The sequence below is a fragment of the Acinetobacter sp. YH12200 genome (genome assembly GCF_013418175.1).
In the GTDB taxonomy this organism is placed as follows: domain Bacteria; phylum Pseudomonadota; class Gammaproteobacteria; order Pseudomonadales; family Moraxellaceae; genus Acinetobacter; species Acinetobacter pseudolwoffii.
On the sequence record NZ_VPCO01000007.1, the window covers coordinates 49,269 to 65,451 of the forward strand.

At 44.6% G+C, this 16,183-nt stretch carries 13 protein-coding genes; 7 read left to right on the forward strand and 6 right to left on the reverse strand.

Features of this window, described 5'->3' with window-relative positions:
* Positions 1-242: 242 nt before the first annotated feature.
* Together FTU90_RS06410 and baeS are read right to left on the reverse strand one after the other, a co-directional pair.
* Positions 243-929: a response regulator gene (locus FTU90_RS06410; RefSeq protein WP_004278304.1), complete on the reverse strand. Its 687-nt coding sequence runs from the start codon at positions 927-929 to the stop codon at positions 243-245.
* 13 nt (positions 930-942) lie between these two features.
* Positions 943-2,595 carry a sensor histidine kinase efflux regulator BaeS gene (baeS, locus tag FTU90_RS06415; protein WP_159138715.1) on the reverse strand — a complete coding sequence of 551 codons (1,653 nt, stop codon included), beginning with the start codon at positions 2,593-2,595 and terminating at the stop codon, positions 943-945.
* A gap of 135 nt (positions 2,596-2,730) precedes the next feature.
* Between baeS and FTU90_RS06420 the strand changes: the two genes are divergently transcribed.
* The 3 genes from FTU90_RS06420 to FTU90_RS06430 all read left to right on the forward strand — a co-directional run bounded on the left by FTU90_RS06420 (position 2,731) and on the right by FTU90_RS06430 (position 7,398).
* Entirely contained in the window at positions 2,731-3,342 is a 612-nt protein-coding gene (locus FTU90_RS06420) for a hypothetical protein (RefSeq protein ID WP_159138714.1), read from the forward strand.
* A gap of 303 nt (positions 3,343-3,645) precedes the next feature.
* Entirely contained in the window at positions 3,646-5,448 is a 1,803-nt protein-coding gene (locus tag FTU90_RS06425; protein ID WP_005095752.1) for an acyl-CoA dehydrogenase C-terminal domain-containing protein, read from the forward strand.
* A 168-nt stretch (positions 5,449-5,616) separates the two neighbouring features.
* Positions 5,617-7,398, forward strand: a complete 1,782-nt coding sequence (locus FTU90_RS06430; RefSeq protein ID WP_180072059.1) for an acyl-CoA dehydrogenase C-terminal domain-containing protein — start codon at positions 5,617-5,619, stop codon at positions 7,396-7,398.
* Between the two features lie 63 nt (positions 7,399-7,461).
* Here the strand turns inward: FTU90_RS06430 and FTU90_RS06435 are convergent, their stop codons facing one another.
* On the reverse strand, positions 7,462-7,668 hold the full coding sequence (locus FTU90_RS06435; protein WP_005095746.1) for a hypothetical protein: 207 nt from the start codon (positions 7,666-7,668) through the stop codon (positions 7,462-7,464).
* A 173-nt stretch (positions 7,669-7,841) separates the two neighbouring features.
* Here FTU90_RS06435 and FTU90_RS06440 point away from each other — a divergent pair, with 173 nt between their 5' ends.
* Entirely contained in the window at positions 7,842-8,339 is a 498-nt protein-coding gene (locus tag FTU90_RS06440) for a phosphate-starvation-inducible protein PsiE (protein ID WP_005095743.1), read from the forward strand.
* A gap of 38 nt (positions 8,340-8,377) precedes the next feature.
* Here the strand turns inward: FTU90_RS06440 and FTU90_RS06445 are convergent, their stop codons facing one another.
* Complete coding sequence (locus tag FTU90_RS06445) at positions 8,378-8,833, reverse strand: RcnB family protein (protein ID WP_005095740.1); 456 nt, start codon at positions 8,831-8,833, stop codon at positions 8,378-8,380.
* A gap of 179 nt (positions 8,834-9,012) precedes the next feature.
* On the opposite strand from FTU90_RS06445, the gene FTU90_RS06450 reads away from it, so the two are divergent.
* On the forward strand, positions 9,013-9,465 hold the full coding sequence (locus FTU90_RS06450) for a hypothetical protein (protein WP_005095738.1): 453 nt from the start codon (positions 9,013-9,015) through the stop codon (positions 9,463-9,465).
* 83 nt (positions 9,466-9,548) lie between these two features.
* Here FTU90_RS06450 and FTU90_RS06455 read toward each other — a convergent pair whose 3' ends face one another.
* Positions 9,549-11,012 carry a phospholipase D-like domain-containing protein gene (locus tag FTU90_RS06455; RefSeq protein ID WP_100329215.1) on the reverse strand — a complete coding sequence of 488 codons (1,464 nt, stop codon included), beginning with the start codon at positions 11,010-11,012 and terminating at the stop codon, positions 9,549-9,551.
* 105 nt (positions 11,013-11,117) lie between these two features.
* Positions 11,118-13,220, reverse strand: coding sequence for a zinc piracy TonB-dependent receptor ZnuD (znuD, locus tag FTU90_RS06460; RefSeq protein ID WP_180072060.1), 2,103 nt, complete (start codon positions 13,218-13,220; stop codon positions 11,118-11,120).
* Positions 13,221-13,357: 137 nt separating this feature from the next.
* Between znuD and FTU90_RS06465 the strand changes: the two genes are divergently transcribed.
* The gene (locus FTU90_RS06465) at positions 13,358-14,122 is read left to right on the forward strand and encodes a DUF4184 family protein (protein ID WP_034609136.1); all 765 of its coding nucleotides are present in this window, start codon (positions 13,358-13,360) and stop codon (positions 14,120-14,122) included.
* A 162-nt stretch (positions 14,123-14,284) separates the two neighbouring features.
* Entirely contained in the window at positions 14,285-16,069 is a 1,785-nt protein-coding gene (gene aspS, locus FTU90_RS06470; protein WP_180072061.1) for an aspartate--tRNA ligase, read from the forward strand.
* The last annotated feature ends 114 nt before the right edge of the window (positions 16,070-16,183 follow it).

Here is a 16,183-nt window from a genome sequence, read left to right on the forward strand (position 1 = left end):
ATTATTTATTTTCCCTAAAATTAACACAATACACCCTATATGAAATCATATTTTTTATTTATATAATTCAAAATTTTAAGTTTATTTTAAAAACACTATCACCATTAATTAGGTTTTTTAGTGATTTTTACCGTTTCATGCTCATTGATTAAGCAATGTTCCACGAGTTTGTGTAGCCAAAATTATTTTCAAAGTATAAAAAAGCGAACCCTTCCGGATTCGCTTTTTTCATTGCCTTAGACTCAGTCTTCAGGATATTCAAAACGGTAGCCAACACCATAGACCGCCTGAATCCACTCATGACGGTTGCCGGTTTCAGCAGCATCCGAAATTTTACGGCGCAAATTCTTGATATGACTGTCAATCACGCGATCCGCGACATCAAAACTGTCTGGATTGATATGATCCAGCAATTGCGCACGTGAATAGACCTGCCCGACATGTTCCAGGAATAACTCCAGTAAACGGAATTCAGTCGGGGTCAGATTCAAGGCCTTTTGTTGATACCAGATACGCTGTTGGGATTTATCCATACGGAACAGATCATTACTTTCCGGTTCTGATTTACGGTCCAGACGACGTAAGACTGCCTGTACCCGTGCAACCAACTCTTTTGGACTAAATGGTTTACACAGATAATCATCTGCACCCATATTCAGACCCAACACACGGTCAATTTCTTCAGTACGCGCGGTTACCATAATAATCGGCAAGTCTGACTGTTCACGTACCTTACGGCAAATGGTCAGGCCGTCCATACGCGGCACCATCAAGTCCAGAATCATCAGACTTGGTTTACGCTGGGTAAAACTGTTATATGCTTCCTGCCCATCATGAAACATACTGACCTCAAAACCAGCAGCTTCCAGATAGTCTCGCACCAATTGTGCAAGTTCGATTTCATCTTCAACCAGCATGACATGTTTCATCAATATATTTCCTTTAGGGTTTCATTTGTTTAGGAAAACTCAGTTTGCAGCGTAAACCACCGAGTGGTGAATGCGCAAAGCTTAAGCTGCCACCCAGCGCCTGCGTAATTTTACATGATAATGCCAAACCAAGCCCAGTTCCGCCAGTCGCCCGGGTACGCGAATCATCGACACGGTAGAAACGCTCGCCAATCCGCGCCAGTTGCTCATCGCTCAAACCAAATGGACTGTCATCGACATATAAGGTCCATTCTTTCTCATCCTGCGTGCTATGAATATGCACCTGCCCACCCGCTTCAGTATAGCGAATACTATTACTCAGCAAGTTGGCCACAATCTGTTTAAAGCGGTCCAGATCCAGATTTAACTCAGTATCTTCGCCATTTGCGGTGACCGTCAATTTAGCCTGTTCAAAGTTTGGCTGGAAGTTGATCAGTTCCTGCTGTACCACCTCCCACGGATTCACCGTCGAGAAGTAAAATTGCAATTGCTGCGCATCGGCCTGTGCCAATGCGGCCAGATCCTGTGTCAGTTTTTTCAGGCTGGTGACCTGCGCCAGCATGGAAGCAAAATGTTCAGGGGTGGGTTTACGAATCCCATCCTGCATCGCTTCAATCTGTGCCTGTAAGACTGCTAGTGGCGTTTTCAATTCATGTGAGGTATCTGCCACCCATTGACGGCGTGAGGTTTCATGCTGATCCAGAATCACAGCCAAGGCATTTAATTCATTGGACAAATCACCCAATTCATCATTGCGGTTGACTTTGACCTGATACTGATAATTGCCTTGGGTCAGAGCACGCGTACCATTCAGCAAACGTTGAATTGGTTTCTTGAAATAAGTCGCCAATAACAAGGAGGCAATCAGACTGGCCAAAATACTGAGCGCATAGACCAAAAATAAATAACGCTTTTGATTACTAAAAAAATTAATACTTAAGGCATCATCCTGATCCAGAACCGGCTTTAAGCCCAAATAGCCGACAATCTGATTATTCACCATAATCGGACGATAGGAAATCTGCTCATCTGAAGCCTCACCGACCACAAAACGACGTTTTGCATCATACAGCGAAAGACGTGAACTGAGACCAAGACGGTCCGGCATCTGGATAAACTGCTTCTTGCCGGTCGGCTGCTGTGCTGCTTGTTCGCCATTCTTACGGTCAGTTCTAAACAGATTCTGATTGGAACTCAGCGGGAATTTTAGGCCTTCAAAGGGCTGAAACTGCGAGGGTAGATTGGAAGCCAGGAGGCGTAACTCTTCTTCATTGACCTGACGCGGTGGCAAAGCCGGATCGACCATACTGGGTGCGACTTGAACCAGGGTCTGTTCCTGAAAATAGCGCTGCTGCAAGGCAATATCATACTGACGGCGTAGCCACCAGCGTGATAAACGGTCATAATCATCTGGCGCAGCCTCCCCTTCCATTTGTAGAATCTGGGCCTGAATCGCATTGCCCCAGTCCTGATACACCGCATAGACATCCGCCAGATTTTTAATCACATAATCCAGTTTCTGCATTTCGACATCAGCCACATAGCGGGCGAAATTACGCTGCATATTCAGATGCAGTACACCCAGACTCACTGTGGTAATAACCAGCGTGGTCAACAGTACAGTCAAAAATAGACGTAATGCAATCGGAATACGGCGAATGTTCAAAACAGAAATCTCAATTTTTCTTCTATATTCATTATTGTAGCGAACATGGCATCAAAAAACTCTTCATTGTTTCTTCATCTTTATTGTTTAATCTTTACCTGACATAAAATCAGGTTCTTGACGGGAATAAATACAATGCAAGCCATGACAAAAATAGCCTTAATCAGTGCCAGTGTTCTTTCTATGGGTGCTTTGACTGCCTGTCAATCTACCAGTAATGTACCGAACAATGAGCATCGCCAAATGATGAAACATCATCATGAGGGTAAAAAACAGCATCATCTTTCACCTGAACAGCGCGAGCAGTTTAAAGCAAAGCGTGCGGAACGTCTGCAATTTGCCAAACAGCTGCAACAGGCCTGTGACAATAAAGCCGTAGGTTCAGCGGTTCAAATCAAGGCCGGTGATAAAACCATTGATGGCAGCTGTACTATCGTTTTTAAAGCCGATCGTAAAAACATGCAAGGCCAGCGCGGCGAACACCGCGGCATGAAAGGTGAACATCGCCTGATGCGTGCCGATGTCCGTGGCGGCATGATGCGCGGTGAAGCATTAACTGATGCAAAACGTGCAGAATTGACCAAACAGTTTGATCAACGTCTGGCTCAGCGTCAGGCACAACAACAAGCGATGCTGCAAGCCTGTCAAGGCAAGAAAGATGGTACTGCTGCACAGATCAAAGCAGGTGAACAAACAGTGAATGGTCAATGTCATGTTCGTTTCCAGCCCAAAACATCTGCCTATTAATGCATAGGAATCAATGATTCACGACAAGCACCTTCGGGTGCTTTTTTATTGGGTGCTATTTACCCTGGATAGTTGACTATTCGTATCATACAAAATATGACTAAAGCCTTTATACTCAATATGTTTAATACGTCATGCATATTAATCTTTGACTTTACAGTCACCAAGAAATCCCCCTGAAAAGCTTGTACCGCAGGGGAAGATGTTGCAGGATTAGAATCATTCCAAACCGTGTCAGTGAAGATACGTTTTTAGTTCATCTAAGATTATAACGCTGGTTAAACCAGTATTGAGGAAACCGATATGCCACAATACAAAGCGCCTTTACGTGATATGCAATTTGTGTTGCATGAATTATTAAATGCTGAACAACACTATGCAAATCTCCCTGCATTCCAAGAAAACGTAAGCCGTGAACTGGTAGATCAGTATTTAGAAGCTGCGGCTGATTTCTGTGAAAATGAACTCTCTCCGATTAACCAGGCGGGCGACCGTGAAGGTTGTACCTGGAATGACGGCGTGGTGACTACACCAACAGGCTTTAAAGAAGCGTATCAAAAATACATCGAGCTTGGCTTCCCTTCACTTTCTGCTGAAGAACAGTATGGCGGTCAAGGTTTACCAAATTCTTTAGGGATTACCATTTCTGAAATGGTCGGTACTGCGAACTGGGCATGGGGCATGTACCCTGGCCTGTCTCACGGTGCAGTTCGTACTTTAGAACACCACGGTTCAGCTGAACAAAAAGATGCTTACCTGCCTAAACTGGTTTCAGGTGAGTGGACGGGTACCATGTGCCTGACCGAATCGCATGCAGGTTCTGACCTGGGTATTATCCGTACCAAAGCCGAGCCACAAGCAGATGGTAGCTACGCCATTTCTGGCGAGAAAATCTTCATCTCTGCGGGTGAACACGACATGGCTGAAAACATCATCCATATCGTACTGGCACGTTTACCGGGCGCACCGAAAGGTACCAAAGGTATTTCATTATTCATCGTACCGAAGTTCAACCTAAATGCCGATGGCTCTATTGCCGATCGCAATGGCGTACGTTGTGGTTCAATCGAACATAAAATGGGGATCCACGGTAACGCAACCTGTGTGATCAACTTCGATAACGCGAAAGGCTTCCTGATTGGCCCTGAAAACCGTGGTCTGAACTGCATGTTCACCTTCATGAACACCGCACGTATCGGTACGGCAGTACAAGGTCTGGCAGCGTCTGAAGGTTCTTTCCAGGGTGCACTTGCCTACGCAAAAGACCGTCTGGCGATGCGTTCACTGTCTGGCCCTAAAAACCCGGAAAAAGAAGCAGATCCAATCATTGTGCATCCAGCTGTACGTAACATGCTGCTAACCCAAAAAGCATATGCAGAAGCAGGTCGTGCACTGGTTTACCTGTTGGCGCAATATGCGGACGTGGTTGAACATGCTGTAGAAGAAGCCGATCGTAAATTTGCAGACAATATCCTGTCTCTACTTACCCCAATCGCAAAAGCATTCCTGACTGAAACCGGTTCTGAAGCTGCGAAACACGGTGTGCAGGTCTTCGGTGGTCATGGCTTCATTTCTGAGCATGGCATGGAGCAAATCGTACGTGATACACGTATTGCCTGTTTGTACGAAGGTACCACTGAAATTCAGGCGCTGGACTTGTTAGGTCGTAAAGTGTTGGGTACTCAAGGTGCGATGTTGAAAGACTTCACCAAGATGATCCACAAATTTGCTGAAGCGCACAAAGACAATGCTGCAATGAAAGAATTCGTTGAGCCATTGGCTGCCTTGAACAAGGAATGGGGCGACCTGACCATGCAAATTGGTATGCGTGCGATGCAAAACCCTGAAGAAGTCGGTGCAGCTGCGGTCGATTACCTGTACTTCTCTGGTTATGTCACCCTGGCTTACCTATGGGCACGTATGGCACTGGTTGCTCAAGAGCAACTGGCTGCTGGCACCACTGAAGTTGACTTCTACAATGCCAAAGTGACCACTGCACGCTTCTACTTCAAGAAAATCCTGCCACGCGTTCGTTCACATGTTGACGTGATCGCAACAGGTGTAGAGCCATTGATGAACCTGGATGCAGAACATTTCGCATTCTAAGTTAGAATCAGACTAATCGCATCACAGAAAAAGGACGGTCAATGAACAGACAGTCCTTTTTCTTTATAACGAGTTACAGAATTAACCTTTAGTCGTCTAACATTCAGATTTTGAGTGTTTTAGACTGATTAAAACTTATTTAATCAAACAATAAACAGGTGACACACCATGCCAATTTATAACGCGCCACTTGCCGATATGAAATTCATCCTCAACGATGTCTTTAATGCAGAACAATTCTGGCAAGCCAATGAAAATTTAGCGCACCTCGATGCTGCAACAGCAGAAGCTATTCTGGAAGAAATGGCGAAATTTGCGCAAAACGTGACCCTGCCACTCAACCGTAGCGGTGATGAAGAAGGCGCAAAATATGAAAATGGCAATGTGACTACCCCTGCTGGCTTTAAAGAAGCCTTTAAACAATATGCCGAAGGCGGCTGGATCGGGTTGGGCGCAGATACCGAATGGGGCGGCCAGGAAATGCCGAAAATGCTAACGGTACTTTCTGATGAAATGCTGTTTGCCACCAACCCGTCTTTCATGCTGTATCCGCTGCTGTCTGTCGGTGCAGGTATGGCCTTAAACAGCTATGCTTCACAAGCGCAAAAAGAAACCTATTTACCTAAAATTTATTCGGGTGAATGGTCGGGCACCATGTGCTTAACTGAACCACATGCCGGTACTGATCTGGGGATTATCAAGACTAAAGCTGAACGCAATGAGGATGGTAGCTATAGCATCAGCGGCACCAAGATTTTCATCACTGGTGGTGACCACGACCTGGCGGAAAACATCATTCATTTAGTTCTGGCCAAAACACCAGATGCACCTGCGGGTTCACGTGGTATTTCCCTGTTCATCGTACCGAAATTCCTGGTCAATGAAGATGGTTCTGTTGGCGAACGCAATCCTGTAGGGCCAGGTTCTATCGAACACAAAATGGGCATTAAAGCTTCTGCGACCTGTGTCATGAATTTTGATGGCGCTAAAGGTTATCTGGTGGGTAAAGAAAACGAAGGTCTGGCTGCGATGTTCGTGATGATGAACTACGAACGCCTGTCCATGGGAATTCAGGGCTTAGGTGCTTCTGAATTTGCTTATCAAAATGCTGCACAATACGCGACCGATCGTTTACAGGGTCGCAGTGCGGCTGGTGTTCAATCACCAAGCAAACCGGCGGACAGTATTCTGGTGCATGGTGATGTACGCCGTATGCTGCTGAATGTACGTGCCAACAATGAAGCGTCTCGTGCCTTTGCAGTCTATGTCGGTCAGCAACTGGACATTACCAAGTTCTCTACCGATCCAGAAGCGGTGAAAAAAGCCAATGACCGCGTGGCACTACTCACGCCAATCGCAAAAGCCTATTTAACCGATACTGCCTTCCAGGCAACATTAGATGCGCAAATGGTGTTTGGTGGTCATGGCTATATCCGTGAATGGGGCGTGGAACAATGTATCCGTGACCTGCGTATTTCCCAGATCTATGAAGGCACCAACGGCGTACAGTCACAAGATTTAATCGGTCGTAAAACCATTAAATGTGGCGGTGAATATATCTCTGAATATATCTCTGAAATCCGTGACTTTGCCAACAGTCTGGATGCAGACCTAAACTTCATTAAAGACGCCACTTTGGATGCAGCGACTGAAGTCGAATCGGTGACTCAGTTTATTCTGGAAGCAGCAAGAGAAAGTCATGATTTCCCGAACTCGACCGCGGTCGACTATCTGCACGCTGTCGGTCTGCTCAGCTTCTCGTATATGTTCGCGCGTATTGCCAATGCTGCGAAAAATAAAGAGGGCGAGTTCTATCAAAACAAACTGGCTTTGGCGAATTATTTTGTGCAACGCATTCTGCCTGAGCTGGCTCTACGCATCACCAAAGTAAAATCAGGTTCTGACCTGATCATGAACTTCTCTGAAGATTACTTCACGACTCAAGCTTAAGCTGAAACAGCCATAATCAAAAACGCCTGCTTGATGCAGGCGTTTTTGATTGCAATTCGAAACTTAAACTTTCTGAATCATTAAAGAATCCGGTTGATTATTGCTTTTCGGATTCAGATGTTTATTCACAATTTTGATATTCCCCTCTGACTCTAAAGACTCGCAGAGTTCCACCACCTTTTGCATATCTTCAGCCTTAATGCCTACGCCGAGGATTAATTTTTTTCCGGCTTCTAATTGGTCAATTTTTGTTTGAATTTTATCTAACACTTTTTTCTCCTATTTATTCAATGTACCACCCATACAATATAGCAATTTAGTCTAAAAAAAGCGCAAAAGTTCAAATAATTTAATCTTTATTTTTCATCCAATCATTCTGTGCATAATTTTTGCAGGTTATTCTATAAGTATTGTTTATATCACATAAAAATCAGGAGGATCTTATGCCGAAACCCCATCCCAAAGTTGAAAAACTTGAAGCCCTCCTCGACCGTTTTGGTAATCTTGCTGTAGAAAGTTTTCATTATATTGCGCTGTTTATTATTGGCTGTATGGTGATCTGGTCCGCTGGCCATACCGTCATCGATATTCTGACCGTGAAACAGTTCGCCACCATTGACGATATTCTTTTACTGTTCATCTATCTCGAACTCGGTGCCATGGTGGGGATCTATTTTAAAACCAATCATATGCCGGTACGCTTCCTGATTTATATTGCCATTACCGCACTGACCCGCTTGCTCATTGCGGACATTCAGCACACGCATAAAGCCAGTATGGATCTGGTGATTATTACCGGTTCGATCCTGATTATGGCATTTGCCATTTTAGTGGTGCGCTATGCGTCATGGACCTATCCATCGGTAATTCGTGACAAACACAGCGAGAAACCAGTGCCACAAGGCAAAACGCCTCGTCCGGAAGATGATGAGTTGGCTTGATATAAAAAATCCCCCTTGAATAAAGGGGGATTTTTAACTTAACGATTCGGCACCAGCACATAACGTCCATTTTCATAAATCCAGTAACTGCCACGCGGTGGTGCAGGTAAGCCCAGACGCTGCCAGTCACTGATAACGCTATATCTTGAACTTTCAATTCGAGCCACATTCGGATCGCCATTCACCCAGCTATAGCTATTGGAATTTTGATAAATCGTGGTCGGTGCCTGATACTGGATATTGAGACCACTTTGACTTTGAGCAGGCGGATAACCCCAATGGGTCGGTCGTTGCGGGTAATGTGGTCTAGGTGGCATCGGACGCTGCGGATAAGAGTGCCGTGGTGGATCATAAGAGCGTGATGGTGCAGCGCGGTAATTCGGCTTAGAACGTTCAACCCCTGTATATCCGCCCCAAGCGTTTCCGGCCATCGTCTGTGCAGAAGCCCCCAATAGCAATGCAGCAAATATTGCACTCAATAACACTATTTTCATTTGAGCTTCCTCTCAATCACTCGTTTATATTTTAAACAAAATAAATGCAGAAAATATGAATACGCTTACTGACCCTGCAATTTTTTGTAATGTGCCTGCGTATTTTCAATCTAGCAGGCCCATCGGCAGGCGACTGCTTTATGCTAAAATCACTTTTTTAATGTTTCGAGTTGAATACTGTGTCTGATTTAAATTTCGATCGTTTACATGAATATTTTTCTAAAGTGCCGAGTGTTCAAAAAGAACGGATTGATAGCTATGGTTCAGATGGCAAACAGGCATGGTGGTTTAAATTTCAGATCAATGTAGATCATCCGTTGGCTTGGCAGACCGTACAGGAACTAGGTCATGTCCTGAATTATATTTCTAAAAATGAACGTCTTCCGACTCAGTTCCTGCCAGTATCGCCACCACCGTATATGAATGGTGTCGCCAAAGATTTCTTGTCTTGGGTGATTCAATGTAATCATGCCAATTTCCCGCCAGATGTAGTCTGTGACTGGCTAGAAGCGCGTTTACCCAATCCGGTCGACCATGAAGAGCAATGGAAAATTAAAACGGATCTTGCTGAACTTGAAGCATTGTCCGATAAAGAACTGGATGAACTGGTTCCACCGAATCCGGAGCCTTAAAAAATCCCTCCTACCCTCCCTTTAAAAAAGGGAGGTAAAGTCCCTCTTTTCAAAAGAGGGATTTAGGGAGATTATTAGAGATGCTAAAACGTCGACCAGCCGCTCCATTCCATAAAGCGGTACAGCCAATATTTAGACCATGAATTGTCTTCATATTGTCTATAGTCCACACTCATCACACGGCCATTCAGATTTGACCATGCACCATCAAAATATTGTTGGGCATCTTTAAACACTTCTGCCTGATGCTGACCCAGCACGCGCATATTGGTTTCCAGATTATAGTTTTTCAGATTGCGTGCGGTGAAATTGGCCGAGCCTAAAATCATTTCAGCCTGCTGAGCATTACGCTTCATCAATATTTTGCTATGACATTGCTCACCCTGGGTATTGCACCAGCGTACATCAATGCCTGCCTTGTGCAGTTCCGAAGCCACCTGTCGGTTTGGAATCCCGTTTTTCTCACGGCCAAAGGCATCTTTATTGGGATCGAGTAAAACCCGAACCTTAACCCCGCGTTCATGCGCCGCAATCAGACTTTTAATAATCTTACGCTCGGACAGATAAAACATGGCCAGATCAATCTGTTCATTTTCTTTCGCCGTCTGAATCAGATTTAAAGTCGCATCATAAATGGCTTTTTCCGTCAGGACCTGCACCTGTGGCTGGGTATTTTCTGCCTGAAAATCGCCCGCGATAATGGCTGGCATATTGGCCTGTGACATGATGCCGACCGATTGTTCTGTTCTCAGAATATCCACGGCTGTGGTTCCCCAGACCAATAAACCGATATTGGAATGCCGCGAACTCCCATCATGCGGATTCATGGAGGTGACCAGCGCTTTCCAGCCCTGATCGGTGTCTACCACCAAGGTTTTACGATGATTGGCTTTAAAGTTAAATAAATCAAAATAACTGCGCAGAGTAATTTTTTCTGGGCCAAATGGATTCGGCAACCAGCCTTTTTCCGGATTATTACCAATGCCCTGGCAACATAAATACCAGAACCCCGACCAGCTCGGATTGGACGCCCGCAAAGGGATCAGATTGGTTTCAATTACATCGATACCATGCTGACGTAACTTGCGATACTGCTCGGACTGAATTCCGCCATAGACTGAATTGATCGGATCGGTAATGAACTTGATTTCAACTTGCGGTTGCAGCAGACGTTTACTGATTAAGGCATCGCTCAACTGTTGACTCAATGCCTGATGTTCCTGTGTCGAGGCACCGGTTTGCTGATTAAATAAAAACAGATCCAGCACAATCAGTGATTTGGCCTCTTCAATCATCTTCAGCATTTCATTAAAAATACGATGATCTAAGTGCTGTTTTCCTTGTGCATCCAGATAAGTCCGATCGGCCAGAAACTTGACTTCGGCATGGCGCAGCTTGCCGGTGTAATTCAGACCTTCTGGTAAAGGCTTATAAGTATGATAAACAGCAGATGCCAGATAACTGACCGCCAGTAGACTGATAATCAATGCCGCATAACGGCGATTTGACCAGTTCAGTTTATTGTGAATTCGTTGAAAGATACGCATAAGAAAAAACCTAACCCAATATGCTCAGGCTAGGTTTTATCAGATGATTTTTCAAGTCAATTTCAGTGACATCTCTTTGATTTGGTCAGTTATTTCATCACTACTTTAGAAATCATACTGCACACCGACGCTAAAGTTACGACCGACTTGCGGAATATTCGACAGGAATGAAGTATGGGAATAGACCTGATCATCGAGCAGGTTATTGGCCTTGAAATACACCCGATAAGCATTGTTATCTGCAAGGGTATTGGTATAGCTTAAGCCCACATTGACCATGTTGTAGCCTTGGGTTTCCTCTTCATAGCTGGCAATCTTGTCCTGATTGAAGACATGATAATATTCAGCCAGACCTGACCAGCCATCGGCAAAATCTGCTTCCACTTTGCTGCCTAAGCGACCGGCAGGAATACGTGGTGCATTCTCAGCTTCAATTTTGCCACGCACGTAATCGCCAAAGACACTCAGCTTGTACATATCATTGATCTGATAACCGGCTTGAGCCTCAGTGCCATAGAATCTGGCCTGGTCTTGGGTATATTGCACGCCGCGCAAATTACCTTTCTGCGCTACCGTTTCGCCATAAATATAATCATCAAACCAGTTGTGATAGACATGCACATGGTAATCCAGTTTATCCCCTGCATAGTGCAGACCTAATTCAAGATTATTTGACCTTTCTTTATCAAGATCAGGATTCCCCAATTCATAGGTATTGGTCGCAAAATGCAGACCATCAGCATACAGCTCTTGCGCTAGAGGCAAACGTTCCTGATGTGAACCGACCACCGATAATTTATAACGAGGTGCAAACTCCCAATTCGCTGCGGCTGAAGCAGACAAACCAGTATCTGAATAGTCTTTTTGAGTTGAGTCTACATCAATTTTTTGATGTTCTACCCGTGCACCGAGTTCAACATGTACATCACCGATCTGTTTATGCTCAAGACCAAATAAACTATATTTTTCAGTTTTGGTATCTGCCATCAGAACACTGCTATGGGAATGATCATCATGTTCTTCTGCCCCACCAGCAAGATTAATTTTTTGTTGGCTATATTGCGCTCCAACTACACCTTCCCAACCTGCAACTGGCACATGTACCAACTCTAAACGACTGTCATAACCTTTACTTTTAAAGTTACTGATCACTTCACTTTCTTCAAGCTCATCATGTTCATAATCTGTAAAACTAGCATGTGCACGTAGTTTTTCAACACCGGCAAACGGGTTATTCAGTTCGGTACGCAGATCATAACGATGTGACTCTAAATCGACCCATGGTCCGCCATGCGCATGTTCTTCTTCAACTGCATTTGGATCTGGTTGTGGCGCTGGATCATGGCTACCGCAATGGATTTCAGTACCATGGGGATGACACTCATGATATTCATGACTATGACCTGGTAAACCATACTGATCCTGACGGTTGCTATAAGACAGCCCGACAAAACCACGATCATGAATCCATGATCCGCCAATATTTACTGTCTGCCCTTCAGCAAAAGTATTGCCCACACGACGTTCTTTTTCTAATTCGTCATCATGCTCATGAAAATAATCCGGAGCAATATAATCATTGGTCTTACGTTTTGAGCCTTCTACACGCAAAGCAAAGTTTTCACCAATACCTGCTGTCACACCAGCACTTGCCAGTTTTTCATCACTGCCTGAGTTATAACGCAGGCCGACTGTACCTTCTAAACCATCTTCAGGCATCTGGGTCGGAATTTTCTGATCGGTGACATTGACCAGACCACCCACTGTTCCTGCTGCATAGAGCAACGTCGATGGCCCACGAATCACTTCGACCTGTTTCGCCAAAATCGGATCGACGGTGACGGCGTGATCTGGAGATAACGTGGAAACATCGGCTGTCTCTGAAGCATGCTGCAAGACTTTGACACGTGGCCCATCTTGCCCACGAATCACCGGACGGCTTGAGCCTGAGCCATATTGATTAGAATAAACCCCAAGCTCATCTGCCAAGGCATCACCAATGGTGGTGGCACGTTCAGACAGCGCTTTCTGATCCACCACATGATCTGCAACCGCAAAATCTGCCGCAGTCTGCACCAATGGATGAGCTTGCACCTGAATCGTGTCCATGGTCTGAACCGGGATAGAAGATGAGGATTGCTCTGCAAATACTGTAGGCGCAACTACAGCAAAAATTGACAATGTTATTAGATTCTTAGGAAAGGACATGACCGAAGCTCAAATTCAGTAATCTGGGTTAGTGTTATAATATAACATTTCATTATTTTTGCAATCCTTTACGATAATCCTTCGCATATTTTATTAAAATGTGTTTTCTGGTTATTTTCATCTTTAAAAAAACTTTTATGCCCTTTACCCTGTCTCATGCTGTACTTGCGCCACCTCTTTCACGTTTAAGCGGAAACCGGCTTCCGATTGCTGCATTGGCGATTGGCTGTATGGTGCCCGATTTACATCGTCTGTTTAGTTCCAGCAATTCGAATGTTACGCATTTATGGTCCTCGCTGATTCATCCGGACCTGTGGATCGGATTGGGCTTTTGTGCAATCTGGTATGCTCTATATCGGCCAGCCATTTACCGCTTTGTCGGAATTCAGCATGATCTAAATATTCACACTCTCATTTCAGCATTCAAGTTTTTTCTGGCAGTTTGTCTGGCGGTGATCATTGGTACTGCCACGCATTTAATCTGGGATGGTTTGACTCATGTGGACTTTCGTACTTTTGCTTTTCATGATTTTCTAGCACGACCATTTCAGCTTTTTGGACACAGTTATCCGCTGCATCGAATTTTACAAATCGGCACTTCCTTTCTGGCCTTACCGTTTATGCTGTGGATGAGCGTGCATTACTATAAAAAGCATCAGCAATATCTGGCAGTGAACCTGAAAATCAAAGCTTATGCCTGCGGATTATTGCTGTTTTCGATATTCACTGGCCTATTTTCAGTCTGGGATTATGCACGTTATATCTCTACAGAAGTCTGGCAATCCGATCTGTACTATTTTACCGGCCGTTCCATCAATCAATTCAGTCAGGGTTTTCTGATCACTTTTAGTCTGGGCTGTTTGCTGTTTTTATTTTTAGATCGCGATCGCCGGATGGGCTAAGCAAAGTGCTGGCTTTTATCTCATTCACTTTAAAATGATATTGTTTTTGACCCAAGTTCTTGTGACAACATGCCCAAAGAGGCATAATCCTACCTCTACTCAAAGCGGTACGCTGTTTACGTATTCGCTGACCTTAACCCATATAGTTGGATTTCTAACGCTATGATGCGAACTCATTACTGCGGTTCTTTAACCGAAACTCAAATTGACCAGACTGTAACATTATGCGGTTGGGTTCACCGTCGCCGTGACCACGGTGGTGTGATTTTCCTTGATATGCGTGACCGTGACGGTCTTGTTCAAGTGGTTATTGACCCGGATACCCCTGAAGCATTCGCAACTGCGGACAAAGTACGTTCAGAATTCGTATTAAAAATTACAGGCCGTGTACGTCGCCGTTATGAAGGCACAGAAAATGCCAATATGGTGAGCGGTCAGATCGAAGTCTTGGGTAAAGAAATTGAAGTTCTTGCTCAGTCAGACACTCCGCCATTCCCTTTGAATGACGAAAACACCAATATTTCTGAAGAAGTTCGTTTGAAATACCGTTTCTTGGACATCCGTCGTCCAGAAATGTTAGATCGCCTACGTTTCCGTTCTAAATTGACCAACCTGATTCGTAACTACTTCGAAGACAATGGTTTCCTAGACGTTGAAACTCCGATTTTGACCCGTGCAACCCCAGAAGGCGCGCGTGACTATTTGGTACCAAGCCGTGTATCAAACGGTAGCTTCTATGCACTGCCACAATCTCCACAGCTATTCAAACAGTTGTTGATGGTCGGCGGTATCGATCGTTACTACCAAATCGCAAAATGTTTCCGTGACGAAGACCTGCGTGCAGATCGTCAGCCAGAATTTACCCAGATTGACGTTGAAACATCGTTCATGAGTGACGATGACATTATGGATTTGATGGAAACCTTGACGGTTAAAATGTTCAAAGAACTTTTAAATGTTGAATTCGACAAATTCCCACGTATGACTTATGCCGATGCAATGCGTGACTATGCATCTGATAAACCGGATATGCGTATTCCTTTGAAACTGGTTGACGTTGCAGACATGATGCAAGACGTTGAGTTCAAAGTATTCGCAGGTCCTGCTAAAGATCCTAAAGGTCGTATCGTTGCGCTTCGCGTACCGGGTGCAGGTTCATTGCCACGTAGCCAGATTGATGAATACACCAAATTTGTCGGCATCTACGGTGCAAAAGGTTTGGCTTATATCAAAGTCAACGAACTTGAAAAAGGTATCGAAGGTCTTCAGTCTCCAATCGTGAAATTCATCGAGCCAATCGTGCTGGATCTGTTGCAACGTGTGGGTGCTGAAAATGGCGACATCGTATTCTTTGGTGCGGACAAAGCCAAAATCGTAAACGATGCGATGGGTGCTTTACGTATTAAAGTCGGTCATGACATGAAACTTGCAACTTGCGAGTGGGCACCGCTTTGGGTCGTTGACTTCCCGATGTTCGAAGAAACTGACGATGGCAAATGGACCTCTGTGCATCACCCATTCACACTGCCTAAATCTAGCGTTGAAGACGTAAAAAACAATCCAGGCGCTGCTCTGTCTGTTGCTTACGATATGGTATTGAACGGTACTGAAGTCGGTGGTGGTTCACTGCGTATTCACAACCTTGAAATGCAAAAAGCGATCTTTGAAGCTTTAGGTATTGATGAAGAAGAAGCAGAAGAGAAATTCAGCTTCTTATTAAATGCATTACGTTACGGTGCTCCTCCGCATGGTGGTTTGGCATTCGGTCTGGATCGTCTGGTGATGCTGATGACTGGTGCATCTTCTATTCGTGACGTGATTGCATTCCCGAAAACCAAGACTGCTGAATGTCCATTAACGCAAGCGCCAGCACCAGTTGAATCAAACCAACTGCGTGACCTTGGTATTCGCTTACGCGAAAAACCGAAAGCTGAATCTCAAGAATAATTCTTGAAGTTTTAAGTGAAAAAGCCCTGCCTCGTGTGGGGCTTTTTTTGTAAGATTGAGTCGCATCTGGAACAGTGGCATAATAGCGACAGTTTTCAATCTAAGGTAATTAGC